Consider the following 25,504-nt stretch of genomic DNA (forward strand, 5'->3'; position numbering starts at 1 on the left):
GTGAAAAAGACCTGTGTATCCGCATTCACACACGCGTTCCGCATCCGGCCGTGCACTCTCAGCCCGCGCGAAGACATCCCATGTCCTAGGGAACTACTAGGGTCGAAGGCATGAGTGAGGCGGCGTTGGTGCTCAAGCGGCTCGCTGCCGGACCGGGCCGCGGCGAGCGGCTCACGCACGTGGAGTCGGTGCCACCGCGACTGGGCCAGACCGGAACCTGGCCACGCTGGGTGCCGGAGGAAGTGCTCGGTCAACTGGCGGATGCCGGCATCTCCGCGCCATGGAGTCACCAGGTGGCTACGGCCGAGGCCGCCTACAGCGGGAAGCACGTCGTCGTAGCCACCGGTACTGCTTCCGGCAAGTCCCTCGGCTACCTTCTGCCTGCCTTCGCCACGTTGAGCATCGCCCAGACGGCATCACCTCACCGGCGTACGGCGTCGGTCTTGTACCTGTCGCCCACCAAGGCCCTGGCGCACGACCAGCTGCGCGCGGTCTCGGCGTACTCCGTGCCCGGGTTGCGGCCCACGACGCTCGACGGAGACTCGGAGCGCACCGAGAGGGACTGGGCCCGCGACTACGCCACCTACGTGCTGAGCAACCCGGACATGCTGCATCGCTCCGTGCTGCCGAACCACCAACGCTGGGCCCGCTTCCTGGGCTGCCTGCAGTACGTCGTGGTCGACGAGTGCCATCACTATCGGGGAGTGTTCGGCGCGCACGTGGCCGGCGTCCTGCGTCGGCTCCGGCGGGTCTGCGCGCAGTACGGGGCGCATCCGATCTTCGTGTGCGCGTCGGCCACCGTCGCGGAGCCTTCGGTGTCCGGAGAGCGCCTGACGGGATTGCCGATGGTCGAGGTCACCGAGGACGGCTCACCGCGCGGCGGCATCTCCTTCGGCCTCTGGGAGCCCCCGCTGACCGCCCTGCACGGCGAGAACGGAGCACCCGTACGCCGGTCCGCCACGGCTGAGGTGGCCGACCTGCTGACGGATCTGGTGGTGTCCGGGGTCAGGACCGTGGCATTCGTCCGGTCCAGGCGAGGGGCGGAGACCGTCGCCATGACAGCGAGGGACAACCTCGCCGAGGTGGATCCGGCGCTGGCCGAGCAGGTGTCGGCGTACCGGGCCGGTTATCTGCCGGAGGAGCGGCGGCGGCTCGAGGCGATGCTGCAGAGCGGGGAGCTCACGGGCGTCGCTGCGACCAATGCCCTGGAGCTGGGGATCGACATCGCCGGGCTGGACGCCGTACTGCTGTCCGGCTGGCCCGGCACGCGGGCATCGCTGTGGCAGCAGGCGGGACGAGCCGGGCGGTCGGGTGGCGACGCGCTGGCCTTGTTCGTGGCTCGCGACGATCCGCTGGACACCTATCTCGTCCGGCATCCACAGGCGATCTTCGGTCAGCCTGTCGAGGCGACGGTGTTCAACCCCGAGAACCCCTATGTGCTCGGCCCCCAGCTCTGTGCCGCGGCGCAGGAGCTGCCGCTGACTCCGGCGGACTACGACATCTTCGGCGCCACCACGGAGAACGTCATCGGCCAGCTGGTCCGGCAGGGGCTGCTGAGGGAGCGACCGCACGGCTGGTTCTGGACCAGGCGCGATCGGGCCGTCGACGCGATCGACATTCGCTCGGCCGGCGGCAAGACCGTGCAGATCGTGGAAGACCAGACCGGGCGTCTGCTGGGCACAGTAGATGGCGGCTCCGCCCATTCGAGCGTGCACGCCGGCGCGGTCTACGTGCATGCGGGCGAGTCCTACCTGGTCCGATCCCTCGACCTCGAGAACCACGCCGCGATCGTCGAGCAGGCCTCACCGGACTACACCACTTTCGCGCGGGACGTCACCGAGATCAGCATCCTGGCCACCGAGGACACCCGGCGGTGGGGTTCCGCGGAACTCTCGCGCGGCTGGGTCCAGGTGACGAACCAGGTGATCTCGTTCCAGCGCAAGCAACTCGTCACCGGCGACGTGCTCGATGAGCAGCCGCTGGATCTCCCGGAGCGCACCCTGCGCACCAAGGCGGTCTGGTGGACCATGCCGGACTCCCAGGTCGCCGAGCTCGGCCTGGACGACGTACCGGGGGCCGCTCACGCCGCCGAGCACGCCTCGATCGGCCTGCTGCCACTGTTCGCCACCTGCGACCGCTGGGACATCGGCGGCGTCTCCACCGCCAAGCACGCGGACACCGGCCGCCTGACCGTTTTCGTGTACGACGGGCACCCGGGCGGCGCCGGCTTCGCCGAACACGGGTACGCCGCGGCGCGCGAGTGGTTGACCGCGACACGTGAGGCGATTGCACACTGTGAGTGCGTGGACGGGTGCCCGTCGTGCGTACAGTCACCCAAATGTGGGAACGGGAACAGTCCCCTCGACAAGGGCGGCGCGGTCGCGCTGCTCACCGCATTACTTGCACGCGAGGCCTGAACGCTCCAGCACCCGGTGGTGGCTGGAAGAAAGGCAGCAAATCATGGTGGTCCTCGGAATCGTCCTGATCGTCCTGGCCGTCCTCCTCGGCCTCGGCGTCTCGGTCTCCTCCAGCGACTCGACCACGATGTCCGTCTTCGGAGTGGACTTCGGCATGGTGGTACCGACCCTGTTCTTCATCGGTGCGGCAGCCGGCGTGGCTCTCGTGATCGGACTGTGGTTGACGAAGAAGGGACTCGGCCGCGGCTACCGCCGCCACAAGGAGGTCAAGGAACTCCGCCAGCAGGTCGCCGCCGCTCCGGCCACGGAGACCGAACCCACCACCGCCTCCTCGCCCACCGCCGCGACGGCCGACTCTGCGGCGGCCGACTCTGCGGCAGCGGGCTCTGCGGCAGCGGGCTCTGCGACGGCTGACTCTGCGGCAGCGGGCTCTACGACGACCGGTGAGACCGCGGATGATCCGGACAGCCGGACGGTCGAGATCGGGTCCGACGAGCGGGTGGCGAGCGGCCCGACGGCGGCCGAGCGACTGGCGGCCGAGCGGCACAGCGTTGCCGACGGCACCGATACCAAGCAGCCGCACTGATCCGCCGCGGACAGCTGCACCTGAACTGTCGGGCACGGTCGCAACTGAGTCCGTCTCACCTTCCCGGGGAGCGCGAGATCGCTTCCCGGGAAGGAGGACAGGCTTCCAGGTAAGACAGCGCCGAGACTCGCATCACCGTTGTACATTGCTGTATTTCGATCGGCACACAGCCGCCGCATAGCCGCGGCACGGCAACCTCCCAGCCGGATTTCGATGCCTTGAGCCACGGTTTGCCGCTGGCAGTTAGTTGCCATTGGCATCAACTTCTCGAGGTTGGCCATAACCACCGCCGACCCTCCTGTGCATTACTGGTCGTGGCGTCGGCGTCGCGTTGAGTCACTGCCGGCCATCCGGGCCACACCGGCGACCCGCCGTACGGATGGTCGGTAGGAAATTGACAACGTTTTCTCCTCCGGTGTTAAAAAGTCTTCACATAGTCAGCTCGGAGTGCCAAGGTGTACCGGCACTGGCTGCACTGACCCCCCGCAAGGAGCCCCCTGATGCGACGTATCTCGCGCTTGTCCCGGCTGGCCGTTCTCGGCTCGGCCGCCACCGTCCTGCTGACCGGCTGTCTCGGGTCGTCGGACTCCGGCTCCGGGGACACCGACGCGAACCGCAACGCCGACGCCAAGAAGGTCGATCTGGTGATCGGCGCCAACTCCGTGAAGGGCGGCAAGAACAGCGCCGGCGCGGAGTTCACCCAGGACGTGCTGATCCCGAAGTTCGTCGAGGCACAGAAGGCCAAGGGCGTCGACGTCACCGTGAAGTTCGAGGGTGACGGGTCCGACGACGAGGTCTACAAGCAGAAGCTGGCGCTGAGCCTGTCGAACAAGGCCGGCCCGGACCTGATCAGCGTGGACGGCATCTGGGTCGGCGAGTTCGCCCAGGCCGGCTACATCAAGCCCCTCACCGACACCGTCGGCGACACGGCCAAGGTGGACGACTGGGACGGCTGGAAGCAGATCCAGGACTCCGTCCAGCAGCTCGGCATGTTCGAGGGCAAGCGGTACGGCGTCCCGGCCGGTACGGACGGCCGGGTGCTCTACTTCAACAAGAAGCTCTTCCAGCAGGCCGGGCTCCCGGCCGACTGGCAGCCCAAGTCCTGGGACGAGATCATCAGCGCGGGCCAGGCCCTGAAGAAGCTGCAGGGCGTCACCCCGATCCAGATCAACGCCGGTACGGCGATGGGCGAGGCGACCAGCATGCAGGGCGTCCTGCCGCTGCTGGTGGGCACCGGTGCGACCATCAACACCGACGGTAAGTGGCTGGGCGACAGCCCGCAGGTCCGGCAGGTGCTGGACCTCTACAAGCAGGTCTACGGCAGCGGCCTGGGCGACCCGGTGCTGCAGCGTGAGGCCAAGGGCCGGGACAAGTCGTTCGCCGAGTTCGCCGCGAACAAGATCGGCATCCTGCTCGAGGGCGACTACTTCTGGCGCAGCGTGGTGGAGCCGAAGGACGGCGTCGCCAAGATGGCGGACCGCGACACCGCGGTCGGCTACGCGCTGATCCCGGCCAGCAAGGCCGGCGGCGGGGTGAAGGGCCAGGACTTCGTCTCGATGTCCGGCGGCGGCGCGACCGCGATCAACCCGAACACCAAGTTCCCCCAGCAGGCCTGGGAGTTGCTGCAGTTCATGAACTCGGCCGAGATGGTCAAGGCCTCCCTGAACGGTGCTGCCAAGATCACCCAGCGCACCGACGTCAACTCCGAGGTGCTGGCCGGCGACCCGATGCTGAACTTCGTCGCCACCAAGGTGCTGCCGGTCACGCAGTACCGGCCGGGCCTGGCGGAGTACCCGAAGATCTCCGCGGCGCTGCAGCAGGCCACGGCGGACGTGGTCGGCGGTAAGTCCACCGACGCCGCCGCGAAGAGCTACCAGACCGCCGTCGAGGCTGCTGCCGGCAGCAAGGACAAGGTCTCCAGCAACTGATGGCGACCACGACCGAACCCGCGCCGGTGCAGCCGGCGCGGGTACGCGGTCCGGCCCAGGACGTCGCCGGGCTCGGGATCTCCCGGGCCCTCGGCTTCGTCGCGCCGGCCCTGCTGCTGATCGGGGCCTTCCTGGTCTTCCCGGCGGTCTGGACGATCTACATCGGCATCACGAACTACCGGCTGACCGGTGTCGAGGCCGTCTCCCCGTCGATCGTCGGGCTGTCGAACTACACCAAGGCCCTTAACGACGCGCTGTTCCACAACGCGCTCTGGCTCACGTGCCTGTTCGTCCTCGGCTCGGCCGTCATCGGGCAGAACATCCTCGGCTTCGCGCTGGCGTGGACGATGCGCCGCGCCCGCCCGGCGGTCCGGCGTACGGTCGAGGCGCTGGTGCTGCTGGCCTGGATCCTGCCCTCGACGGTGGTCGCCTATCTGTGGATCGCGTTCTTCGACCGGGACACCGGCACGCTGAACAGCATCCTCGGGACGCAGGGAACGGCCTGGCTGATCGACTACCCGATGGTCTGCCTGGTGCTCTTCAACACCTGGCGGGGTACGGCGTTCTCGATGATGCTCTACTCGTCCGCGCTGCAGGCGGTGCCACCGTCGCAGCTGGAGTCGGCCCGGATGTTCGGGGCGTCGGGCTGGCAGACGGTGCGGGACGTGGTGTTCCCGCACATCCGCGGTCACGTGCTCACGAACACGCTGCTGATCTCGCTGTGGACCGCGAACGACTTCTCGCCGTTCCTGCTCACCAAGGGCGGACCGAACCACGAGTCCGAGACGGTGCCGGTCTACATCTACAACGTCGCGCTGCAGGGCGGTGAGCTCGGCTACTCGTCGGCGATCTCGTTCCTGCTGCTGATCGCGAATCTGCTGGTGGCGCTGCTCTACCTGCGGCTGCTGAGGAGGCGCTCGTGACTCCGGCCCATGTCGTCCGCCGGATCGGCTTCTACGTCCTGATCTGCGCGATCACGCTGTTCTTCGCGGTACCGATGCTGTGGCTCGCGTCGGCTCCTTTCGACGCTTCCCCGGGCCTGGGTGTGCACTGGCCCGACTGGACGCTGGACAACTTCCGCGAGACACGCGCGCATCCGTATGCGATGCACTCGATGCTGAACTCGCTGCTGATCTGCGTCACCACCGCCGTCGCCGTGACGGCCTTCGCCGCGCTGGCCAGCTACGCGCTCTCGCGGGTCCGGCTCCCGGGCCGGGACGCCTTGCTGTACGGGCTGTTGCTGCTGTCGTCGGTGGTCACCGGTACTGCGGCGATGGTGCCGATCTTCGTGATGATGTTCCAGCTCGGGCTGATCGACTCGCGGTTCGGCGTCGCGCTGGTGTTGACCGGTGGCCTGCTGCCGGCGGCGATCTTCATCCTGAAGGACTTCGTCGACGCGGTGCCGAAGTCGTACGAGGAGTCGGCGCGGGTGTTCGGCGCCTCGACCGTCCAGATCCTGCGGGACGTGGTGCTGCCGGTCGCGCGGCCGGGGTTGGCGACGATCCTGGTCTGGGCGTTCGTGAACTCGTGGGGCAACTTCCTGGTGCCCTTCCTGCTGATCCGGTCGATCGAGAAGCAGCCGGGCGCGGTACTGCTGCAGACCTTCACCGACGAGGGCGGCAGCGCCAACCTCTCGGTGATCCCGGTCTTCTCGCTGCTGTTCTCGATCCCGGTCGTCGTGCTGTACCTGCTGGTGAACTCGCGGTATGGGTTCCGCTTTCACGGAGGGATCAAGAGTTGAGTCACGAAGGGATGCTGAATCAAGGAGGGATGAGGGGCTGATGGTGGGCATCGACATCGAAGGCCTGGCGACCGTCTACCCGAACGGCGTCCGCGCCGTCGACGGGCTGGACCTGAGCGTGGCCGACGGCGAGTTCTTCGCCCTGCTCGGTCCGTCCGGGTGCGGGAAGACGACGCTGCTGCGCACGATCGCGGGACTGGAGCCCGCGAGCGAGGGCACGGTACGGATCGACTCCGCGGACGTGACCCGCCTCGAACCGGGCAAGCGCGGCGTGGCGATGGTCTTCCAGGACTACGCCCTGTTCCCGCACATGACCGTGTCGGAGAACATCACCTACCCACTGAAGGTACGCCGAGTCGCGCCCGCGACGCGTACGGCGGTCGCGGAGCGGACCTCGGGTGAACTCTCTTTGCAGGGCTTGCTCGAACGCAGGCCCGGGCAGCTCTCCGGCGGTCAGCAGCAACGGGTCGCGCTGGCCCGGGCGATCGCGTCCAAGGGCAAGGTGCTGCTGCTCGACGAGCCGCTGTCCAACCTCGACGCGCGGTTGCGGCTGGAGGCCAGGACGTTCCTGAAGAAGCTGCAGAAGGACCTGGGCATCACCACGGTCTTCGTCACCCACGACCAGGCCGAGGCGCTCGCACTGGCCGACCGGATCGCCGTGATGCAGTCCGGCAAGCTCCGTCAGCTGGGCAGCCCGCGCGAGGTCTTCGCCCGGCCGGCGAACACCTTCGTGGCGAACTTCATCGGATCCACGCCGATGAACCTGCTGACCGGTACGGTCGCTTCCGGTGGCTCCGTGTCGATCGCCGGCGGATCGTTGCCTGCGGCTACTGGTTCCGTACCGGTCGGTGCGGAGGTGACGGTCGGCGTGCGGCCGGAGTACCTGACGCTGTCGATCGGGGACGTGTCCGGTCCGTCGATCCGCGGCTCGGTGGTGGTCGCGGAGAACCTGGGGACCCAGTCCTTGGTCAGCGTCGAGTGCGACGGAACGCTGATCGGGGTCACGGTGCCTGAGGAGCACGAGCCGGATCCGGGTGCGACTGTGGTGCTGACCGCTTCCGAGTCCCGGGTGCTGCTCTACGACAAGGAGTCGGGCGAACTGCTGGCTCGGCAGCCTGCGCCGGTCGGTTGATGGTCTGCTGATGGCTGTCACGACTTACCGGCAACGGTGGACTCTCGATGACCGGGCTGCCTCGGTCTGGCATTCGCTGCCGGTCGACATCCCGCCCGGCTGCGACGGCCTGTCCGTCACCCTGACCGTGCCTGACGTCGAGGGCGCGGTGATCGACCTCGGCTGCGAAGGCGCCGGCGGCTGGCGTGGTTGGTCCGGAGGTGCTCGGCGGTCCTTCGCGATCACCCCCACTGCGGCCACTCCCGGCTACCTGGCCGGCGAGCTCGAAGCGGGTGTCTGGTGGGTCGTGATCGGCCTGCATCGGGTACCCGTCGAAGGCGTCGAACTCGTGATCGAGGCCGTCACCGGTCCCGTGTCGGTGACCCCGGGCCTTGCCGAGTACGCCGCGGCGACGGCTGCCGTCGGCGTACCGGCTCGTCCGCCGCGGCGGGAACTTCCGGCCCCGGATGGGCTTCGGTGGGTGGCGGGTGACTTCCACGCGCACTCGTTGCACTCCGACGGCTCGACCCCGATCGCGAACCTCGCCGCGCTCGGGGTGTTGGCTGGGCTCGACGTCCTGGCGATCACCGATCACAACACCGAGGCGCATCACCTGGAACTGCCTGGGCTGAGTCGGCAATTCGGCATCGGGCTCATCCCGGGGCAGGAGGTGACGACCGAGTCGGGACACGCGAACGCGTTCGGCGCCATCGGCGTGATCGACTTCCGCCGCCCGGCCTCCACCTGGGTCTCGGAGGTCGCCCAACGCGGCGGCCTGCTCTCGATCAACCACCCGCTCGGCGGCGACTGCTCCTGGCGGCAACCACTGCCCGAGCACCCCGCGCTGGCCGAGATCTGGCACTCCTCCTGGCTCGACCGTCGCTGGGGCGGCCCGGTCGCCTGGTGGGAAGCCTGGGGTCTCTCGAACACCATCCCGATCGGCGGCAGCGACTGGCACAACCCCACCTCGCTGGCCCCGCCCGGCACCCCGACCACCTGGATCGCCATCGACGCCGCCGCCGAAGGGCCCGACGAACTCCCCACCGCAGTACTGGAAGGCATGGCCGCCGGCCGCACCGCCATCTCCGCCGGCTACAACGCCCCGGTCGTCCTCCGCAACGCCAACGAGTTCGTAGTCCTCGACGCCCCCAACACCGTCCTCATCACCCCAGAAGGCACCCGCCACCCCATCCGCACCCCCCACGAGACCCTCCCCGCCCACACCGCCGGCGGCCACGTCCTCGTAGACCACACCGGCACCTTCATCGCAATCACCAACTAGCTGAGTTTGTTGTGATGGCACGGGCGGGTTGGCGGTTCGGGATCGGGGTGGGTGGTGGGCGGGTCGCGATCTGGTCGCAATCTGGTAGAGATACCGCGTTGATGTGGACGGGGTGAGTTTCGGGGCTCATGATCTGGAACCGAAGTCCTGCTCACTCCTCCCGGACGCACTTCCCCGGCGCCCGGACGGATACCCCGGAGGCTCATTTGCCCGACCGCATCCGGCTGCTGCTGGTCGATGACCAGATCCTCAGCCGAGGCGTCCTCAGAAGCGGTCTGGAACGCGAACGGGATCTGGAGATCGTCGCCGAACTCAATCGCACCGACGACGTCGTGACTGCCGCCAAGCGGCACCGCGCGAACGTGGCGCTGCTCGACGCCGGCGGTCCCGGATACGACAGCATCAACGTCACCACCGAGCTCCGCACCTCGATGCCGGAATGCCGCGTAGTCATGCTCACCACCTACGGCCGCCCGGTACACCTTCGCCGCGGCCTCGAAGCCGGCGCGAAGGGCTTCGCCCTCAAGGGCAGTCCCGCGCCGCAACTCGCCGACGCCGTACGCCGCGTCCACCTCGGCCTCCGTGTTGTCGATGCGAACCTGGCCGCGGAAACGCTGCAGTACGCCGACACACCCCTGAACGAGGGCGAGACGCGAACCCTCCGCGCAGCCCGCGAAGGTGGTTCCGTCGCACTTATGGCCAGGAAGCTGGACGTCTCCGAACGCGTGGTCCGGACCCGCCTCTGGTCCGCCATCGGCAAAACGGGAGCCCGGACCAGAGCCGACGCCATCTCCATTGCCGAACGCAACGGCTGGCTCCTCGACTGACCCGCCAGCGCTCTTCCTCGTAATGCTCCTGCATCCCGTGCCCCGGGGAAGGCCGTAGTGCCCGTAGCCCCACAAGTACGAGGGTGGAGACTGAGGGGGTGACGGGTGACGAGGGTCGGCTGGTCGTGGTGGATGCTGCGAACGTGGTGGGTTCGCGGCCCGACGGGTGGTGGCGTGATCGTGCTGGAGCCGCGCGGAGACTACTGCAGAAACTGACCGTTCTTCCGTTCCGGCTCGAGGTACCGATCGAGGTGACCGTGGTGCTCGAGGGTGCGGCACGAGCCGCGGTCGAGAGTGACAAGCCTGACCTCCAGAGTGTGCGAGTCGTGTTGGCCGATGGATCCGGAGACGACGCGATCGTCGGGGTGGTGGCAGCGGCTGTCGAGGAGGATGCCAACCGCCACATCACCGTCGTCACCGCCGACCGCGGCCTCCGCGAGCGAGTCGAGGCCTACGGCGCCACCACAGTCGGCCCCCGCTGGCTCTGGGACCGCATCGAGACGTAGTTCGCCTGGATCTCCATGGGCTGGGCCCCGGCGGCCTCGATTCGAGTCCGACGTGTGGACCGGCGATAGGGCGTTCAGAGCGTGCCGATCGGGCCTGCTCGTGCAGGTCTGGTGAGGATCGGTGTGCCGAGCGCGCCTAGTCGTAGTTGTACGCCGACCACTACCGAGACGGTCTCGCCTTCTACCTCGCACCTCTTCAACTCCACGCGGTGGTTGGTTGCGATCCGTTGTGCCGCCTCACAAGGGTCATTCCCCGACTGCAGGGCTTGGGCAGCGCTCAGGCCAACCAGGTCCGCGGCCGAGGATGCTCGATGAATTCCCACCGAGATCCCCGCCCAGAGAACTCCTACCGCTCCCGCTCCCAGCAGCACAATCGCGATGCCGAGCGCCAGGATCGTCCCGCTGCCGCGCTCGTTCCTGCTCCGTCTCCGCTTACCGAAGGCATCCGGCCGTGCCTTCATTGCCCGACCGTCATCTGTTCGGGCTGGGCATCCGGCTCAGTCTGGGTGCCGGGCTCGGTCTGGACCGTGGCCTCGGCTCTCACCGGGATCTCCAGGAGACCGCCTACTACAGGCAAGCTGAGGTGGGGTTTCGAGGTGACGAGGACGTGGACCTCGGCGTCTTGCCGGGTGATCGTGATGGTGGAATCGGGTGGTGCGGCGCGTTGACCCAGGTCTTCGGCTGACGCCAGGGGTTCGCCTCTGGCTGTTGCGCGGGCGGTGTCCCGGGCGGCGTCGATGCAGCGGATGTTGGCCGTCACCACGCCGACCATCGTGAGTCCGAGAATCATGACGCCCACCAGCACCGGCAGGAGGATCGCGACCTCGGCAGTCACCGTGCCGTGGTCACCCCGGCGCCGTAGTACGCGGGGAGGCCGGACAGCTCGGTCCGGCGTACGGGAGTTGGTCGGGTGGTCGGCTGCGTGCATGGCGTGGCTCCTCGAGGATCGTCGGTCCACCGCGCCGGCCGCGGCGTTGAGGGGGATGCCGCGGCCGGAGCGAGGAGGGTGGTCAGATCTGGACGCCGTCGAGACCGGCGGACTTGAGGGCGTAGTTGATGATTGCCTTGAGCAATGACATCACCGCGCTCGACTTGAGCAGCGCGATGAGGATGCCACTGAAACCACAGGCCGCCACGATGCTCACCGCGTACTCCGCCGTGGCGGCTCCGCGCTCGTCGGGGTTGCGGAAGCGGCGGACGGCTACCAGCGCCTTGGACATGTCGAACCTCCTGATCTGCCGCCGGCTGATCCGGACGGCTTACTAGAAAGGTGCCGTCGCCAAAGCCCTTGCAGAAAAGGAGTTTTCAACCTGGGGACAACTAGTGTCCCGTAAGTGACATCAGCCTCGCGAGCCGATCCGTGGAGAGCCGGAGCTGCGCGGCTGCCACGTTCTCGGTCAGATGTGCCTCCGACTTCGTTCCCGGGATAGGAACCACGACCGGCGAGCGATGCAACAGCCAGGCCAGCGACACCTGGGCCGGAGTCGCGCCCGGTTCGGCTGCTACCTCAGCCAGTAACGCAGAGGTCGCGTGACTACCGTTGGCGATCGGAAGCCAAGGAATAAAGGCGATTCCCTCTTGCGTGCAATGGTCGAGAACGGAGTCATGCTCCCGATCAGTCAGGTTGTACCGGTTCTGCACGCTGACCACGTCGATCATCCGGCGCGCCTCCTCCAACTGCTCTACGGTCACCTCCGACAAGCCGAGGTGCCGAACCTTGCCTTCCCGCTGAAGCTGCGCCAAGGCGCCGAGCTGATCCGCAAGAGGAACCGCGGGATCGATGCGATGCAGTTGCAACAAGTCGATCCGCTCGATTTTCAGCCGTCGCGGCGACAGCTCAGCAGCTTGCCGCAGGTACTCCGGGCGACCTACCGGCTTCCACTCGCCCGGCGAAGGGCGGGTGTGCCCGATCTTGGTCGCGATCACCAGGTCTTCGGCGTACGGATGTAGTGCTTCGGCGAGAAGTTCCTCATTGGCACCTATGCCGTAAGCATCGGCGGTGTCGATGAACGTGACGCCGAGCTCGACGGCTCGCCGCGCCACCTGGATCGCTTGGGTGCGGTTTGATTCCGGCCGGTACCCCGTGAGCCGCATGGCGCCGAACCCCACCTGCGGACGTTCAACTCGCCGATCTTCAGTGTCGCTTCAATGGTCATCTAACTGCTCCATCTCTCCAGCGCCATCCGGGCACGAGCTCCGATCGGCGCGAGCGGAGGATCTGCCGACCGGGGCAGTTGCCGACCTCTACGCGGATCCGGACGCAGGGATCAGTCGGCTGGCCGACCAGGTCGAGACCTACTGGGAGTTGGCGATGGCTCCGCACTGGGGACGGATCCGCGCGCTGCTCGAAGGAGATGTCCTCTACCGCGGGCGGCGGCTGGGACAGGCAGGTCCCGCAGGGTTGTTCGAGGATCTCGCGGAGTCCGTCAGATGGCGTCACGGGGCTCTGCACATCAAGCATCGCCGGTTCAAGGGAGTGCGGAACCTCTCGGGCGAGGGTTTGCTGATGACGCCGTCCGCCTTCGCCTGGCCGATGGTGTACTCGAGCACAATCCCGCCGTGGCAGCCCACGCTCACCTATCCGGCCCGTGGTATCGCCACGCTGTGGAACGACTCCGCGAGAACCGCCTCGGCTGGCGTCAGCGCAGTACTGGGTCGGTCTCGGGCGGAGTTGCTCTCTCAGCTGGACACGCCTCGATCGACTACCGAGCTGGCCCGGCGTTCGGGGCTGACCGCAGGCGGGGTGTCGCAGCACCTGGGCGCGCTCCGATCGGGCGGCCTCGTCACTTCTCACCGCGTCGGGCGAGTGGTGCTCTACGCGCGAACCTCTGTGGCGGAGGCCCTGCTCGAGGCCGCCGAGCAACCCGAGTCTGGCTAGCGAGCCTCGAGGATCGCCAGATCCCGTACTGCGAAGCGGTGGTGCTCGCACTCTTCATCCATCACCACTGCGAGGCACTCCCAGACGGGGCGGTCCTCCTCGGGGTAGCCGGGCGCTGGGGTGCGGGTACAGAGGCGGCCGAGGTCGGCGTCGGTGAGATCGGTGAGGATTCCGCGAACCACGGACATGCGGTCGGTGCGGGCATCCATCACCTCGTCGTACGACGGGCTCGCGTCGACCTCCATACCGAGGGTGGCCGCGTCCGCCGGGTTGTAGGCGGTTTGTGGGAGGGCGAGTCGGTGGAACGGCAACTCCTGGTCGAGGATCGTCCGGCTGGCCCAGGAGTCCGTGATGAAGACAAGGTGGCGCATCGTCTCGACAAAGGACCACTCGTCGTCGATCCGTTCGTGACGGGCCGCCTCCGGCAGGCGTTCGGCTCGGGCGACCGTGGCGGTCCAGAGGCCCTCGACGGTTTCCCACATCGCGCGGAAGTCGTCGGCTGTGCGCACCTGCTCCAGCTGCACCCGCTCGGGGTGCCGCCGCGCGAACTCGGTGGCGACATACTCGGTGACGTCCACGCCGTTGATGACGAAGTTGTCGATGTAGCCGGAGATGTCGACGCCGACGAGCCAGGAGTCGACGATCTTGACCTGACTCAGGTCGCAGTCGACGAACCTCGCGCCGCTGAGGTCGGTGACGGTGAACTTCGCGCCACGAAACGCGTCGGGCTGGTCGTCGGCGTGATACCCGGCCGACCACCGGTGGGGACCGTACTGAGCTGCCATCGCGCCATTCTCACGGATCGGTCAGCCGGCGACAACAACTCCGGCCAACCCTCGCCAGGTCTTGCAGCTGGAGAATTCGTCGCTTCAGGCAAAGAGATCGAGGATGCCGGTGAGGGAGCTGGCGATGGTGGGGACGATGCCGAGGACCACGAAAGCGGGGAGGAAGCAGAGGCCCAGTGGTACGACGGAGCGGGACTCGACCGCTCGGGCTTGTTCTTCGGCGGACCAGCGGCGGGCTTGGCGGGTGTCGTCGGCTTGACGTTCGAGGGTCTTGGCGAGGGGTGCGCCTGAACGGAGTGCCCGTTGGGTCGTCCGGGCGAAGGTGGCGCAGGCTGGCTCGGCGAGGAGGCAGGACCAGGCGTCGATCGGGTCGGCGCCGAGGTTGAGGTGGCGCTCGACTTCCTTGAAGAGGTTGGCGAGGGGACCGCCCAGAGCAGTGCCGACTATGCCGATCGCCGCCTGTGGTGGGCGACCGGCTCGCAGGCAGGCGGCGAGGAGGTCCACTGCCAGTGGCAGTTCCGCGACTATGCGAGCTGTGCGCTGGCGAGCTGCGGCTGGTTCCAAGCGGCTGAGGGCGATGGGGATGCCGGCGAAGGCGACGGGCGCTAGCAGCAGTCCCCACGGTATGCCGAGGAGGAGAAGCAGGCCTGCCGACACAGCTGTTGCCGCCGCCCGATGCATCCGACGGGTGCTGGACGGCACCTGCTTCGCCTTGAGGAGGCCCGGCAGTTGCCAGTCGGAGAGGACCGTACGCCTTCTGCCGAGCCGTCGAGGTCCTGGACGGCCGGGCAGGAGGAAGGCGACAGCAACTGCCGCCGTAAGCGCGGGCATTAGCAGGCTTGACTCTCGCATGATCAGAACTCCCAAGGACAGTCGACGCGGATGGGTAGCCGGGTGGTCTGGTGCGGGTGGGCCAGGAGTGGCGGAGGTGGCCGCGAGGTGTTGTGGCTGGGTGGGCAGCCGGTGGTGGGGGTGGAGTCGGGCCGGGGTGGTTAGGGGGCGGCTTTGGTTGTGAGGGTGGTGGTCCAGTGAAGGCCCAGGGCGGTTAGGAGGAGGCCGGTTAGGAGGCAGAGGTAGCCGAGCGGGGTGGTTAGGAGGAAGGCGAGGGGATGGGCTCCGATGGCGTAGCCGAGCGCTGTGCCGAAGAGGGGGAGGGCGGCCAAGAGGCGGGCGGTTGCTCGGGTGCCTGCCAGGTTGGCGGTGATTTGGCGGCGGATTGCTTCGTCGGCTCGGAGCGAGTCGGCTAGGCGTTCGGTGATCAGAGCGAAGGCGGCGCCGGATTCTTCGGCTACTCGCCAGGCGGCGGAGAGGGCCTTTAGGCCTTCTGCTCCTGGGGATTCGGCGGCCAGCTCCAGGGCGGCAGGTACGTCGCCGCCCAGTTTGGCGGCAGCTGATGCGACTTGTAGATCGGGACAGATGGTGGCGGCGGCTTCCAGGGCGTCGGCGGGTGGGCGGCCCGCAATCAGGTCTGCGGAGAGGATGTCGCACGCTTCGACGACTGCTGCCCGTCTACTCGTGGCGGCTCGTTGGCGGGCTTGACGTGCGCGTTGGGCCAGGATCAGGGCTGCGACTGCTGCGATGGCGACCGTCGAGATGACGATCGATGGTCCCGCCGACGCGACCAAGAAGATGCCAATGGCAACTAATGTTGCGATGGCGGTCAGGCGGCGACCGGCGGTGCGGGCGAGGTCGGGGGCGCCGACCGAGAGCGCCTTGCGGCGTTCGATCACGCTGTCGCCGAGGGTGTTGGGTTTGGGAGTGGCAGTCAGGCGGTGGATTCCTCGGGTGGGGTTGGAGAAGGTGGCCACGGCGGCTAGGAAGGCCAGCAGACTGGCCATCGCTGGCATCAGGCTGCTCCGGCGAGGAGGTTGGGGTTGTGGAGTTTCAGGGTGTTGTCGGGGAGGAATTCGACGGCGGGGACGGTGGTGGCTTGGCCGTTGGGGAGGCGGGTGATGGTTCGGATCTCGGCGACTCGGCGTTGGCCGCTGGGGGTGCGGATCAGGTGGATGACTGCTTGCAAGGCAGAGGAGATCTGGCTGTGGAGAGCGTCGCGGGTCAGGCCGGCCAGAGCGCCCAGAGCTTCCAGGCGGGCTGGTACGTCGGATGCCGAGTTCGCGTGGACTGTGCCGCAGCCACCTTCATGGCCGGTGTTCAAGGCGCTGAGGAGGTCGACCACCTCGGCGCCTCGGACCTCGCCGACCACCAAACGGTCAGGGCGCATTCGTAGGGCCTGGCGGACCAGGTCTCGCAACGTGATCTCGCCAGTGCCTTCGACATTCGGCGGACGGGCTTCCAGGCGGACCACGTGCGGGTGTTCGGGCCGGAGCTCGCTCGCGTCCTCCACCAGGACCAGCCGTTCGGAGGTGTTCACCAAGGAAAGCAGGGAGTTCAACAAGGTCGTCTTGCCTGTGCCGGTGCCTCCGCTGATCAGGAAGGCGAGTCGGGCATCCAACAAATCCCGCAGCACACCAACGCCAGCAGGAGGAAGCGACCCGCAGGCGACCAGGTCCTCCAGGCCGAAGACCTTGCGCGAAGGGACCCGCAGAGACAGGCAGGTCCCTGGCGCTGCTACCGGTGAGAGGACAGCGTGGAAGCGAGTCCCGTCGGCCAGGCGGACGTCCACGAAGGGAGTTGCGTCGTCCAGGCGGCGGCCGGCTGCGGCCGCGAGGCGGGTGGCCAAGCGCCTGATAGCCGATTCGTCGCCGGTACGAAGGGCGATGCGTTCGAGGCCGGAGCCGCGGTCGACGTAGACCTCGTTCGGGCCGTTGACGAGGATGTCGGTGACTCCTGGTTCCGAGAGGAGCCCGTCGAGTGGACCGGCACCAAGAGCCTCACGCCGTAGGGCAGCTACGACAGCCAGCACGGTGGAGTCGCCGAAGACCGCGCCATCCACTCGGAGGGCAGCGGCGACCCGTGCAGGCGTCGGCTCGGATCCCTGTGCAGCAAGGGTTCCACGGACTCGCTCGAGGAGATCGGCGGGGACACTGACCCCTCCATCGAGCCGCTTCATGCTGCCATCAATCCGTAGAGGCCGAAGAGGTCGAGCAGCTCCGACGCAGCTCGACCGAGAGGTCCCCGTGGCCGTGGATCGAAGCGGCCCTGATCCATCACTGTCGGCAGGTCTTTCTCGACACTCAGCTTCGCCGCCAGCGGTAGCGACAAATGATCCGCGACATCGATCGCCGACAGGCCGTTGAGTCCAGGCTCGCGCGCGACAACTCGCAGGTCGCTGGCAACCTCGCGCAGCGGTGCGACCACGCGAGCCGCCGCGGCGCAGGAACGTACGTCGCGAGGCACCACCACCAGCGTGGCGGTCGCGCGGACGAAAGCCTCCTCAGCGGCGGGATCAGGTCGGCGAGGAAGATCCACGACGACCAGATCACTGCTGCGTTGGGCCGCGCCAAGCACGGAACGCATCGCCTCGGGCGGCAACGCGGCGACCTCGCCTCGATCCCACGACAGCACCGCGAGTCCGTCGATCAGCGGAAGCGCAGAACGGAGAGCCGCCGCGCTCACCCGGCCCGCCGCGTTGAGCAGCCCGGGCCATCGCGTACCGAGACCGCTCTCGCTTCCCAGGACGAGATCGATCCCGCCACCCAGTGGATCCCCATCGATCAGCATCGTCCGAAGACCACGCCTGCTCGAGGTCACCGCGACCGCCGATGCCAAGGTCGTCGCGCCTGCTCCCCCACACCCACCGATGAAGGCGAGGGTGACGGCAGTGCGGACGCCACCGTCCAGAGCGTCCGCGAACTTGTCGCCCAGAGCGCCCTCCGTGTCGGGCAACAGGAACACTCCCTCGGCACCGATCGCGAGCGCGCGCCGATAGACCTCGCCGTCGTCGGGATCCACGCCGGCCACGACGACACCCGAGCGGCGTACCGGTTGGGTACGGCCTAGGGGCTCGACCAGGTCCTGGCCGACGACCACGAGCGAGGTGGACTGCCAGTTGCGGCGCAGGCCCAGCAGATCGCGCTCCACCCGCGGCACGACTTCGGCCGCTGCGGCGAGCCGTAGGAGGTCGTCGAGCAACAGCTCGTCGGAGGTGGCCAGCAGCACGGCAGAGCCCGGCGCCGCCGCAGCCGACGACACAGACGGCGACCAGGAGGGCAAGGAGGACGCCGGAGAGGAAGGCGGCGAAGGCGAAGAGGAAATGTTGTCCATGCCGAAGAAAGTGCCGTTGTTTTGGGCGCCGGCGGCGACGAGCCCAAGACCTGTGGAGAACTGTCGGATATCCGTCAGGAGCGGCAATCCGCCATCGCGACCCGGCGACCTCAGCGCGGTGAAGGGCTACGGTTCGTTTCGAAGCGTCCTTAACTAAGTTTCTTCCGGAACGCTTCCGAACTCGTCCACTCGTGGACACCAACTGGACAACCGTGCACTGCTCAGCTCCTACTGGAGGACCGCCCAATGAGTCGAATGCGCACCGTCGCCGCAGCGGCCGGAGTCGCCGCCACCGCCCTGATCGCCGTCGCCGGCATCTCCGTCGCCGCCGGCCCACCAGACAGAGTCCAAGCCGCGCCCGCAGCGACCAGTGGTGGCGTGAAGACGGCCTACTTCACCCAGTGGGGCATCTACGCGAACGGCTTCTACCCGAAGAACATGATCACCACCGGGATGGCGAGCAGGCTCGACTTCCTGAACTACGCGTTCGCGAACATCCACCCGACCAGCCACACCTGCTTCATGGCGAACAAGGCCGCCTCGCAGGATGAGAACAACCCGAACGCCGGTGACGGCGCGGGCGACGCGTTCGCGGACTACGGCAAGTCGTACGGCGCGGACATCAGCGTCGACGGTGTCGGAGACGTCTGGAACCAGCCGATCCAGGGCAACTTCAACCAGCTGAAGAAGCTGAAGGCGAGGAACCCGAACCTCAAGATCCTGATCTCGATCGGCGGCTGGACCTACTCGAAGTACTTCTCCGACGCGGCCTCGACCGATGCCAAGCGCAAGGCCTTCGTCAGCTCCTGCGTGAACATGTTCCTCAAGGGCGACCTGCCGATGGTCGACGGCTTCGGCGGTCCCGGCAGCGCGGCCGGCATCTTCGACGGCATCGACATCGACTGGGAGTACCCGGGCTCGCCGAACGGCCACGTGGGCAACCACTACGGCCCCGCGGACAAGCAGAACTTCACCCTGCTGCTGGCCGAGCTCCGCGCCCAGCTCGATGCCTACGGCAACAGCGTTGGCCGGCGGATGTGGCTGACCGCGGCCACTCCGGCCGGGCAGGACAAGATCGCCACGATCGAGACGAACAAGATCGGCCAGTACCTCGACTACAACAACGTGATGACGTACGACATGCACGGCGGCTGGGACGCCACCGGGCCGACGAACTTCCAGGACCCGCTCTACCAGGCGCCGAACGACCCGAGCACGCCGATCCCGCCCGGTACTGCGAAGTACTCCGTCGACGGCGCGGTGAAGGCCTGGACCACCGGCGATCCGGCGTACGGCATCCCCGGCGGCTTCCCGGCGAACAAGATGACCATCGGGTATCCCTTCTACTACAGGGGATGGAAGGGCGTTCCGGCCACGGCCAACGGCAAGTACCAGACGGCCACCGGGCCGGCGGACGGCCACGCACTGAGCGGCAACGTGCCGGGAGTCTCCTTCTACAAGGAGCTCACCGGCTTCGTCGACAACCCGTCCTCGACGTTTTTCGACGACGCCACCAAGTCGTCCTGGTTCTACAGCGGCGACACCTTCTGGACCGGGGACAACGCCCGCTCGATCAAGGAGAAGGCCGACTACCAGCACTGCAACGGCCTGGCCGGCGCGATGATGTACTCCCTCGAGGCGCTGGACTCGAACGCGACCCTGTTCAACGCGGTCGTCAACTCGGTCAACGCGGAGACCCCCGGCTGCAGCGGCCCTCCCCCGACCACCCCACCCACCACACCGCCGACGACGCCTCCCACGACGCCGCCGACCACCCCGCCCACAACTCCACCCACGACACCCCCGACCACGCCGCCCACCGCGACCCCGTGGGCGCCCAACACGGCGTACGCGACCGGCTCGCTGGTGTCCTACGACGGCGTCACCTACCGGTGCATCCAGGGCCACACCTCGCTAACCGGCTGGGAACCGCCGAACGTCCCCGCGCTCTGGGGACGGGTCTGATCACGTACCGCCCACTGATCGGAGCAACATGAAACGCAAGCACATGACGGTCGCGCTGGCCGCGATCGCAGCAGTAGTGGCATCCGTGCTCATCGCACCCGCGGCCCAGGCCGCCCCGGTGAGCGCGGCCTTCACCAAGGTGTCCGACTGGGGTAGCGGCTTCGAGGGCAAGGTGACCGTCACCAACGGCACCACCAGCCCGCTCAGCACCTGGTCGATCGCACTGGACTTCCCGTCCGGCTACTCGATCAGCAGTTCCTGGGACGCCCAGCGGACCAGCAGCGGCCTCACCCACACCTTCACTCCGCCCAGCTGGGCCGGACCGCTCCCACCCGGCGCCAGCGTCACCTTCGGCTTCATCGGCAACCCGGGCAACTTCCCGGGCATCGCCGCCTGCCGCTTGAACGGCGGCTCCTGCAGTGGCGGTGGAGGCGGCACAGTGCCCGGTGCGCCTAGCGGACTCACCGGTACTTCGACCGCCTCGTCCGTGAGCCTCTCCTGGTCGGCAGCAAGTGGAGCCACCAGCTACAACGTCTACCGCAACGGTACGAAGGTGGGCTCCCCGACCGGTACGTCGTACACGGACTCCGGGCTGACCGCGAACACGGCGTACAGCTACCAGGTCAGCGGCTCCAACAGTGCGGGTGAAGGCGCCAAGAGCGGCTCCATCTCCGTCACGACCAAGACCGGCGGCGGCGACCCCGTCGGTACCCGCCGGGCCGCGCCGTACCTCTACATGGGCTGGGGTGATCCGCCGAACCCGTCGACGGTGATGAACGCCACCGGCATCAAGTGGTTCACGATGGCCTTCATCCTGTCGTCCGGCGGCTGCAACCCGGCCTGGGACGGCGCACGTCCGCTGCAGGGCAGCGCCGACGCCAACGCGATCGGGGCGATCCGCGCGGCCGGCGGCGACATCGTGCCGTCGATCGGCGGCTGGAGCGGCAACAAGCTCGGCCCGAAGTGCAGCACGCCGGAAGCACTGGCCGGCGCGTACCAGCAGGTGATCAACGCCTACAACCTGAAGGCGATCGACGTCGACATCGAGAACTCCGACGAGTTCGAGAACGAGGTCGTCCAGGACCGCATCCTGAACGCGCTGAAGATCGTCAAGCAGAACAACCCCGGCATCCAGACGATCCTGACGTTCGGCACCTCGACCACCGGCCCGAACTACTACGGCAACCGGCTGATCGAGCGGTCCGCGGCACTCGGCGCGAACATCGACATCTTCACGCTGATGCCGTTCGACTTCGGCAGCGGCAACATCTACAACGACACGGTCGGCGCGTCCCAGGGCCTGAACAACAAGCTGAAGGCCGTCTTCGGCTGGACCACCGCGCAGGCCTACGCCCACCAGGGCATCTCCGGCATGAACGGCCTGTCCGACCAGCAGGAGCTGACCACCACGGCCACCTGGCAGAACATCACCAACTGGGCCAAGAGCAACGGACTCGGCCGGCTGGCGTTCTGGTCCGTGAACCGTGACCGCGGCTGCGCCGGTGGCGGCGTGGTCTCCAACTGCAGCGGTATCGCCCAGCCCGACTGGGAGTTCACCCGCATCACTGCCGGCTTCTGACCGGCACGGCGGGCGGGGACCCCGAGTCCCCGCCCGCCGTCGCCTTCCACTCCAGGCCCCATCCATTGCGAACCTGCAGTACTGCGATGCGCGCCCTGCCGGACGTGGTCAGCCCGGCAAAGCCTGCACGAAGGAGCGGAAGCGTTCGGCTGCCGGTGAGAGCTCCCCTCGCAACCGCCAACTGAGGCCGATGTCGCGGCGTGCGTCGACGCCCTCCAGGTTGACGGGAGTCGCGCCGCTGTCGGGATTCCGGACCGCACCAGCCGGAAGGATGGCGACCCCGAGACCGGCCCCGACCAAGCGGTCGATCGTCGTCAGGTCGGTCGACTCGAAGGCGACGTGCGGCGTGAAGCCGGCAGCCCGGCACAGATCGTCCGTGATGCGGCGAAACCCGAAGTCCGAGCGGACAGCCACGAACGGTTCGCCGGCCGCCGCCGACAGGCTGACGCGTTCCGTCCCCGCCAACGGATGCCCAGCCGGCACGTAGAGACACAGCCGCTGGCGCTCGAGCAGACGCCAGCCGAACGTGTCCTGCGGCGGCCTCGGCCCGGTGATGGCCAGCTCGGCCTCCCCTGATTCCAGGTCGCGAACGATGTCGTGAGACGGCTCCTCCCGCAACGCGAAGCGAACTCGGGGCGCGGTCGAGCGGAACGCCTTCAACAGATCCGGCACGACCCCCGTGGCAACGGAGTGCAGGAAGGCGAGCCGCACCGTCCCGGCGTCAGGATCGAGCAGAGCGTCGATCCTCTGACGGGCGGTGTCGACCGCGGCTGTGCTCGCCCGAGCCGCCTCGAGTACGACCCGGCCATAGGGATTGAGCCGCAGCCCTCGGTGCTCGCGCTCGAACAACCGGGCTCCGAAGGTGTCCTCGACCCGGCGGAGTGCCCGCGACAACGTCGGCTGGCTGGTCCCGAGCGTGGCAGCCGCATCCGTCAGGTGCTCGGTCTCCGCAAGCACCACAAACCACCGCAGGTCTTCGACATGCATACGGGAATCGTATCGATCACTGCCGATCCCGACATTTTACGTATGCCAGGACATCTGGCACCGTCGGACGCATGCAGACAATGCCGGAGGCGACAGTCGCGCAGACCGGCTACCGCCCGGGTGAGGCCGGTTACCGGAGGCTCTCGGTGGCCCTGTTCGCCGCAGGCCTGGCCACCTTCGCCATGCTCTACAGCACCCAGCCACTCCTGCCCGAGCTGGCCCGCGTCTTCCAGGTCTCCCCCAGCCAGAGCGCTTTCAGTGTCTCCTTGGCCACACTCGGCCTGGGACTGGCATTGCTCGTCGCCGGCCCAGTCTCAGAGGTCCTCGGCCGCACCAAGCTGATGCGCTGGTCCGTGGCAGTAGCAGCAGCCATCGCTGTGCTCTGCACCCTCGCTCCCAACTGGACGACCCTCTTGGCTCTGCGGGGTGTTCAAGGGATCGCACTGGCCGGACTCCCGGCTGTAGCCATGGCCTATCTGCGGGAAGAGGTTCACGCCGACAGCCACGCCCGAGCAAGCGGCCTCTACATCGCCGGAACCGCAGTGGGAGGTATGACCGGTCGCCTGGTGGCCGGCGGCCTCGCGGACCTCGGCGGCTGGCGCGCCGCGCTCGGCGGTATCGCCCTGCTCGGCGTGATCTGCGCAGTACTCGTGCTTGTTCTTCTGCCGGACTCCCGGAACTTCACTCGGGCAACACCGAACCGGCAGACCATCAGGGTTCTCAAAGACCCCGCGCTGCTCGCCCTCTACGGTATAGCCGCCACAGCCATGGGAGCGTTCGTCGCTATCTACAACGCGACCGGCTTCCGGCTGGCGGGAGCGCCGTACGGGCTGGGGCCCGGGTTGGCCGGGCTCGTCTTCGCTGTCTATCTGGTGGGGTCGGCGTCCTCGGCGACGGCAGGTCGGTTGGCCGACAGCTTCGGCCGCCGCGCGGTCGTGCCCATCGGATGCCTGGTGACGCTGACAGGCGTCGCGATCACTCTCGCCGAGCCGTTGCCCATCGTGATCCTCGGCCTGGCGGTGATGACGGCGGGCTTCTTCGCGGTCCACGGCGTAGCGAGTGGCTGGGTTGCGGTCCGCGCCCACGCGGGTGGCGGGGGTACCGGCCAAGCCGCGAGCCTCTACTTGTTCGCGTACTACCTCGGCTCCTCGGTCTTCGGCGGCCTCGCCGGTACTGCGTGGACGCACGCCGCCTGGCCGGGAGTCGCCGCAGAGGCGGGTGCTCTTCTCCTCCTCACTCTGGTCCTGGCTCTCCTGCTGCGCCGGGTTCCCAGCCGCGCGGCCGACAGCGCCTCCCAGCCGGGTGCACCTTCCCAGCGAGGTGCGCCTTCCCAACCGGGTGCGAAACTGGCCGGGTGACGAAAGCAACCGAAGCAGCGGACGCACTGGGCCTGGCCTACGAGGTCACCAAGCACGGCCGGGTGAACTCGCTCGAGGAGGCGGCGGCCGCCCGCGGGATCGAACCGGCCAAGCTGATCAAGACCATCGTCGTGCGGCTGGCCGACGACGACTACCGGTTCATCCTCGTCCCCGGCGACCGCGAGATCGCCTGGCCGAAGCTCCGCGCACTGCTCGGCGTCAACCGCATCTCGATGCCCGACGCCAACACCGCCCTCCACGTGACCGGCTACGTCCGCGGCACGATCACCCCGCTCGGCAGCACCAATGCCTGGCCGGTCATCGCCGACGAGCGCATCACCGGCACCATCTCGATCGGCGGCGGCGACCACGGCGTCGGCATGACCGTGGACGCCCAGTCCCTGACCAAGGCCCTCAACGCCACGGTCGCGGACGTCACCGAATAGCCGCACTCAAACAAGCAGCCCTCGCTGTCCTGCCCGCAGGCCGGCCTGGAAGCGGGTGGTGGCATCGAGGGCCTTCAGGATTCGTTGAATTCGTCGCTCGACCGTCCGCTGCGCTACCCCGAGCCGGCGGGCGATCGCCTGGTCGGTCAGGCCTGCGGCCGCCAGTGCCAGCAACTGCTGGTCCTCGAAGCTCAACGGGCCCTCGGACGACGAAGGCGACAGCGAGGTCGCCTGCTGCCACAACAGCTCGAACAACCGCAGCAGTGCGTCCAGCAGACTCGACGGCCCGAGCTCGATCAGCTCCTGCCCGGTCTGCACCAACCCGGTACGCCGGTCCGCGACCACCAGCATCAACGGCACACCACGGAGCACCCGGCAGCTGGGACCCGCAGTACGGGCTGCTGCGATCTCCGCCGGCTCTACGAGTGAAGCCATGTCGTAAATCGTCCGATAGGTCACGCCATACGCCTGGCGAGGTTCGATCGGCAGCACCGCGAACGGCGGCTTGTCGAGCACCAGCACTTCGCTCTGCGCGGTCTGCTGAGCCTGGTAGAACCGCTGGGCCATCGCCTGCTGCCCACGGATCACCGTGAACGGCCCGGCCTCCCGCTTGGAACGGAACTCCTCGGTGAGGACCGCGGCGTTCAGCCGGGCCTGGACGATCGCCTCCTGCTTGCGCAGCGCCAAGAGCTCCACCGCGGCCTCGGGGACCGCCGGGGTGTACCGCGCCGGGCGCCCCGGAGTACGGGAGGCCAGGCCCAGCGACAGGAGTGACCTCAGATGCCGGTTCACCCGTACGGTGGCCCAGCCCGTGTCGGCGACCAGGTCGGTCGCGGTGGCTTCCGGCCGGGCCAGAAGCACGCGGTAGAGCTGCTCGTCCTCCGAGCAGACACCGAGTGCTTCCAGCACCGGAGCGGGGCGGTCGTTGTGCACGACCCGAGTCG

The 25,504-nt window shown here is 68.0% G+C and carries 25 protein-coding genes; 14 read left to right on the forward strand and 11 right to left on the reverse strand.

Annotation, left to right across the window (positions count from 1 at the left end; genetic code table 11):
* Positions 1 to 110 precede the first annotated feature (110 nt).
* The 9 genes from EV644_RS20790 to EV644_RS20830 all read left to right on the forward strand — a co-directional run bounded on the left by EV644_RS20790 (position 111) and on the right by EV644_RS20830 (position 10,398).
* Positions 111 to 2,417, forward strand: coding sequence for a DEAD/DEAH box helicase (locus EV644_RS20790; protein WP_132190340.1), 2,307 nt, complete (start codon positions 111 to 113; stop codon positions 2,415 to 2,417).
* A gap of 43 nt (positions 2,418 to 2,460) precedes the next feature.
* The gene (locus tag EV644_RS45435; RefSeq protein WP_199239932.1) at positions 2,461 to 3,003 is read left to right on the forward strand and encodes a hypothetical protein; all 543 of its coding nucleotides are present in this window, start codon (positions 2,461 to 2,463) and stop codon (positions 3,001 to 3,003) included.
* A gap of 500 nt (positions 3,004 to 3,503) precedes the next feature.
* Positions 3,504 to 4,931, forward strand: a complete 1,428-nt coding sequence (locus EV644_RS20800) for an extracellular solute-binding protein (RefSeq protein WP_132190341.1) — start codon at positions 3,504 to 3,506, stop codon at positions 4,929 to 4,931.
* Positions 4,931 to 5,854, forward strand: a complete 924-nt coding sequence (locus EV644_RS20805) for a carbohydrate ABC transporter permease (protein ID WP_132190342.1) — start codon at positions 4,931 to 4,933, stop codon at positions 5,852 to 5,854. Before EV644_RS20800 ends, EV644_RS20805 begins: the two co-directional genes overlap by 1 nt.
* The gene (locus EV644_RS20810) at positions 5,851 to 6,672 is read left to right on the forward strand and encodes a carbohydrate ABC transporter permease (RefSeq protein WP_132190343.1); all 822 of its coding nucleotides are present in this window, start codon (positions 5,851 to 5,853) and stop codon (positions 6,670 to 6,672) included. Before EV644_RS20805 ends, EV644_RS20810 begins: the two co-directional genes overlap by 4 nt.
* A 40-nt stretch (positions 6,673 to 6,712) precedes the next feature.
* On the forward strand, positions 6,713 to 7,804 hold the full coding sequence (locus EV644_RS20815) for an ABC transporter ATP-binding protein (protein ID WP_132190344.1): 1,092 nt from the start codon (positions 6,713 to 6,715) through the stop codon (positions 7,802 to 7,804).
* A gap of 10 nt (positions 7,805 to 7,814) precedes the next feature.
* Positions 7,815 to 9,065 (forward strand): CehA/McbA family metallohydrolase, encoded by a 1,251-nt coding sequence (locus tag EV644_RS20820; RefSeq protein WP_132190345.1) that lies wholly within the window; start codon positions 7,815 to 7,817, stop codon positions 9,063 to 9,065.
* 206 nt (positions 9,066 to 9,271) lie between these two features.
* On the forward strand, positions 9,272 to 9,892 hold the full coding sequence (locus EV644_RS20825; RefSeq protein ID WP_132190346.1) for a response regulator transcription factor: 621 nt from the start codon (positions 9,272 to 9,274) through the stop codon (positions 9,890 to 9,892).
* Positions 9,893 to 9,990: 98 nt separating this feature from the next.
* Entirely contained in the window at positions 9,991 to 10,398 is a 408-nt protein-coding gene (locus EV644_RS20830; RefSeq protein WP_132190347.1) for an NYN domain-containing protein, read from the forward strand.
* A 74-nt stretch (positions 10,399 to 10,472) separates the two neighbouring features.
* Here EV644_RS20830 and EV644_RS20835 read toward each other — a convergent pair whose 3' ends face one another.
* The 4 genes from EV644_RS20835 to EV644_RS20850 form a co-directional block, all read right to left on the reverse strand.
* Positions 10,473 to 10,859: an Rv3654c family TadE-like protein gene (locus EV644_RS20835; protein WP_132190348.1), complete on the reverse strand. Its 387-nt coding sequence runs from the start codon at positions 10,857 to 10,859 to the stop codon at positions 10,473 to 10,475.
* Positions 10,856 to 11,326 carry a TadE family type IV pilus minor pilin gene (locus tag EV644_RS20840; RefSeq protein WP_132190349.1) on the reverse strand — a complete coding sequence of 157 codons (471 nt, stop codon included), beginning with the start codon at positions 11,324 to 11,326 and terminating at the stop codon, positions 10,856 to 10,858. The genes EV644_RS20835 and EV644_RS20840 overlap by 4 nt, the downstream gene beginning before the upstream one ends.
* An 82-nt stretch (positions 11,327 to 11,408) precedes the next feature.
* Positions 11,409 to 11,618 carry a DUF4244 domain-containing protein gene (locus tag EV644_RS20845; RefSeq protein ID WP_132190350.1) on the reverse strand — a complete coding sequence of 70 codons (210 nt, stop codon included), beginning with the start codon at positions 11,616 to 11,618 and terminating at the stop codon, positions 11,409 to 11,411.
* Between the two features lie 100 nt (positions 11,619 to 11,718).
* Positions 11,719 to 12,507, reverse strand: a complete 789-nt coding sequence (locus tag EV644_RS20850; protein ID WP_241998543.1) for an aldo/keto reductase — start codon at positions 12,505 to 12,507, stop codon at positions 11,719 to 11,721.
* Between EV644_RS20850 and EV644_RS20855 the strand changes: the two genes are divergently transcribed.
* Positions 12,491 to 13,276, forward strand: coding sequence for an ArsR/SmtB family transcription factor (locus tag EV644_RS20855; protein ID WP_132190351.1), 786 nt, complete (start codon positions 12,491 to 12,493; stop codon positions 13,274 to 13,276). The genes EV644_RS20850 and EV644_RS20855 overlap by 17 nt on opposite strands.
* On the opposite strand, the gene EV644_RS20860 is transcribed toward EV644_RS20855, so the two are convergent.
* From EV644_RS20860 to ssd, 5 genes are all read right to left on the reverse strand, one after another.
* Positions 13,273 to 14,061 carry a DinB family protein gene (locus tag EV644_RS20860; RefSeq protein ID WP_132190352.1) on the reverse strand — a complete coding sequence of 263 codons (789 nt, stop codon included), beginning with the start codon at positions 14,059 to 14,061 and terminating at the stop codon, positions 13,273 to 13,275. The two genes, EV644_RS20855 and EV644_RS20860, sit on opposite strands and share 4 nt — an antisense overlap.
* A gap of 84 nt (positions 14,062 to 14,145) precedes the next feature.
* Positions 14,146 to 14,913 (reverse strand): type II secretion system F family protein, encoded by a 768-nt coding sequence (locus EV644_RS46460; RefSeq protein WP_241998545.1) that lies wholly within the window; start codon positions 14,911 to 14,913, stop codon positions 14,146 to 14,148.
* Between the two features lie 140 nt (positions 14,914 to 15,053).
* Positions 15,054 to 15,908, reverse strand: a complete 855-nt coding sequence (locus EV644_RS20870; RefSeq protein WP_132190353.1) for a type II secretion system F family protein — start codon at positions 15,906 to 15,908, stop codon at positions 15,054 to 15,056.
* Complete coding sequence (locus EV644_RS20875) at positions 15,908 to 17,071, reverse strand: TadA family conjugal transfer-associated ATPase (protein ID WP_132190354.1); 1,164 nt, start codon at positions 17,069 to 17,071, stop codon at positions 15,908 to 15,910. Before EV644_RS20875 ends, EV644_RS20870 begins: the two co-directional genes overlap by 1 nt.
* Complete coding sequence (gene ssd / locus EV644_RS20880; protein ID WP_241998547.1) at positions 17,068 to 18,153, reverse strand: septum site-determining protein Ssd; 1,086 nt, start codon at positions 18,151 to 18,153, stop codon at positions 17,068 to 17,070. The genes EV644_RS20875 and ssd overlap by 4 nt, the downstream gene beginning before the upstream one ends.
* Positions 18,154 to 18,471: 318 nt before the next feature.
* Between ssd and EV644_RS20885 the strand changes: the two genes are divergently transcribed.
* Both EV644_RS20885 and EV644_RS20890 read left to right on the forward strand, forming a co-directional pair.
* Positions 18,472 to 20,190 carry a glycosyl hydrolase family 18 protein gene (locus tag EV644_RS20885; protein WP_241998549.1) on the forward strand — a complete coding sequence of 573 codons (1,719 nt, stop codon included), beginning with the start codon at positions 18,472 to 18,474 and terminating at the stop codon, positions 20,188 to 20,190.
* Positions 20,191 to 20,218: 28 nt separating this feature from the next.
* Positions 20,219 to 21,769, forward strand: a complete 1,551-nt coding sequence (locus EV644_RS20890; protein ID WP_132190356.1) for a glycoside hydrolase family 18 protein — start codon at positions 20,219 to 20,221, stop codon at positions 21,767 to 21,769.
* 108 nt (positions 21,770 to 21,877) lie between these two features.
* Here the strand turns inward: EV644_RS20890 and EV644_RS20895 are convergent, their stop codons facing one another.
* Complete coding sequence (locus EV644_RS20895; RefSeq protein WP_132190357.1) at positions 21,878 to 22,756, reverse strand: LysR family transcriptional regulator; 879 nt, start codon at positions 22,754 to 22,756, stop codon at positions 21,878 to 21,880.
* Between EV644_RS20895 and EV644_RS20900 the strand changes: the two genes are divergently transcribed.
* Entirely contained in the window at positions 22,651 to 24,114 is a 1,464-nt protein-coding gene (locus tag EV644_RS20900; RefSeq protein ID WP_255511339.1) for an MFS transporter, read from the forward strand. The genes EV644_RS20895 and EV644_RS20900 overlap by 106 nt on opposite strands.
* Positions 24,111 to 24,560 (forward strand): aminoacyl-tRNA deacylase, encoded by a 450-nt coding sequence (locus tag EV644_RS20905; RefSeq protein WP_132190359.1) that lies wholly within the window; start codon positions 24,111 to 24,113, stop codon positions 24,558 to 24,560. The genes EV644_RS20900 and EV644_RS20905 overlap by 4 nt, the downstream gene beginning before the upstream one ends.
* A 6-nt stretch (positions 24,561 to 24,566) precedes the next feature.
* On the opposite strand, the gene EV644_RS20910 is transcribed toward EV644_RS20905, so the two are convergent.
* Positions 24,567 to 25,493 (reverse strand): helix-turn-helix domain-containing protein, encoded by a 927-nt coding sequence (locus tag EV644_RS20910; protein ID WP_132190360.1) that lies wholly within the window; start codon positions 25,491 to 25,493, stop codon positions 24,567 to 24,569.
* Positions 25,494 to 25,504: the final 11 nt, after the last annotated feature.

It is taken from the genome of Kribbella orskensis, assembly GCF_004342085.1.
In the GTDB taxonomy this organism is placed as follows: domain Bacteria; phylum Actinomycetota; class Actinomycetes; order Propionibacteriales; family Kribbellaceae; genus Kribbella; species Kribbella orskensis.

Coding starts and splice junctions, on each gene's coding strand:
- EV644_RS20840 (WP_132190349.1), bottom strand. CDS start 11,326: ATGCACGCAGCCGACCACCCGACCAACTCCCGTACGCCGGACCGAGCT.
- EV644_RS20895 (WP_132190357.1), bottom strand. CDS start 22,756: ATGCATGTCGAAGACCTGCGGTGGTTTGTGGTGCTTGCGGAGACCGAG.
- EV644_RS45435 (WP_199239932.1), top strand. CDS start 2,461: ATGGTGGTCCTCGGAATCGTCCTGATCGTCCTGGCCGTCCTCCTCGGC.
- EV644_RS20875 (WP_132190354.1), bottom strand. CDS start 17,071: ATGAAGCGGCTCGATGGAGGGGTCAGTGTCCCCGCCGATCTCCTCGAG.
- EV644_RS20800 (WP_132190341.1), top strand. CDS start 3,504: ATGCGACGTATCTCGCGCTTGTCCCGGCTGGCCGTTCTCGGCTCGGCC.
- EV644_RS20860 (WP_132190352.1), bottom strand. CDS start 14,061: ATGGCAGCTCAGTACGGTCCCCACCGGTGGTCGGCCGGGTATCACGCC.
- EV644_RS20855 (WP_132190351.1), top strand. CDS start 12,491: ATGGCGCCGAACCCCACCTGCGGACGTTCAACTCGCCGATCTTCAGTG.
- EV644_RS20870 (WP_132190353.1), bottom strand. CDS start 15,908: ATGCCAGCGATGGCCAGTCTGCTGGCCTTCCTAGCCGCCGTGGCCACC.
- EV644_RS20845 (WP_132190350.1), bottom strand. CDS start 11,618: ATGTCCAAGGCGCTGGTAGCCGTCCGCCGCTTCCGCAACCCCGACGAG.
- EV644_RS20790 (WP_132190340.1), top strand. CDS start 111: ATGAGTGAGGCGGCGTTGGTGCTCAAGCGGCTCGCTGCCGGACCGGGC.
- EV644_RS20885 (WP_241998549.1), top strand. CDS start 18,472: ATGAGTCGAATGCGCACCGTCGCCGCAGCGGCCGGAGTCGCCGCCACC.
- EV644_RS46460 (WP_241998545.1), bottom strand. CDS start 14,913: ATGCGAGAGTCAAGCCTGCTAATGCCCGCGCTTACGGCGGCAGTTGCT.
- EV644_RS20835 (WP_132190348.1), bottom strand. CDS start 10,859: ATGAAGGCACGGCCGGATGCCTTCGGTAAGCGGAGACGGAGCAGGAAC.
- EV644_RS20815 (WP_132190344.1), top strand. CDS start 6,713: ATGGTGGGCATCGACATCGAAGGCCTGGCGACCGTCTACCCGAACGGC.
- EV644_RS20805 (WP_132190342.1), top strand. CDS start 4,931: ATGGCGACCACGACCGAACCCGCGCCGGTGCAGCCGGCGCGGGTACGC.
- EV644_RS20890 (WP_132190356.1), top strand. CDS start 20,219: ATGAAACGCAAGCACATGACGGTCGCGCTGGCCGCGATCGCAGCAGTA.
- EV644_RS20820 (WP_132190345.1), top strand. CDS start 7,815: ATGGCTGTCACGACTTACCGGCAACGGTGGACTCTCGATGACCGGGCT.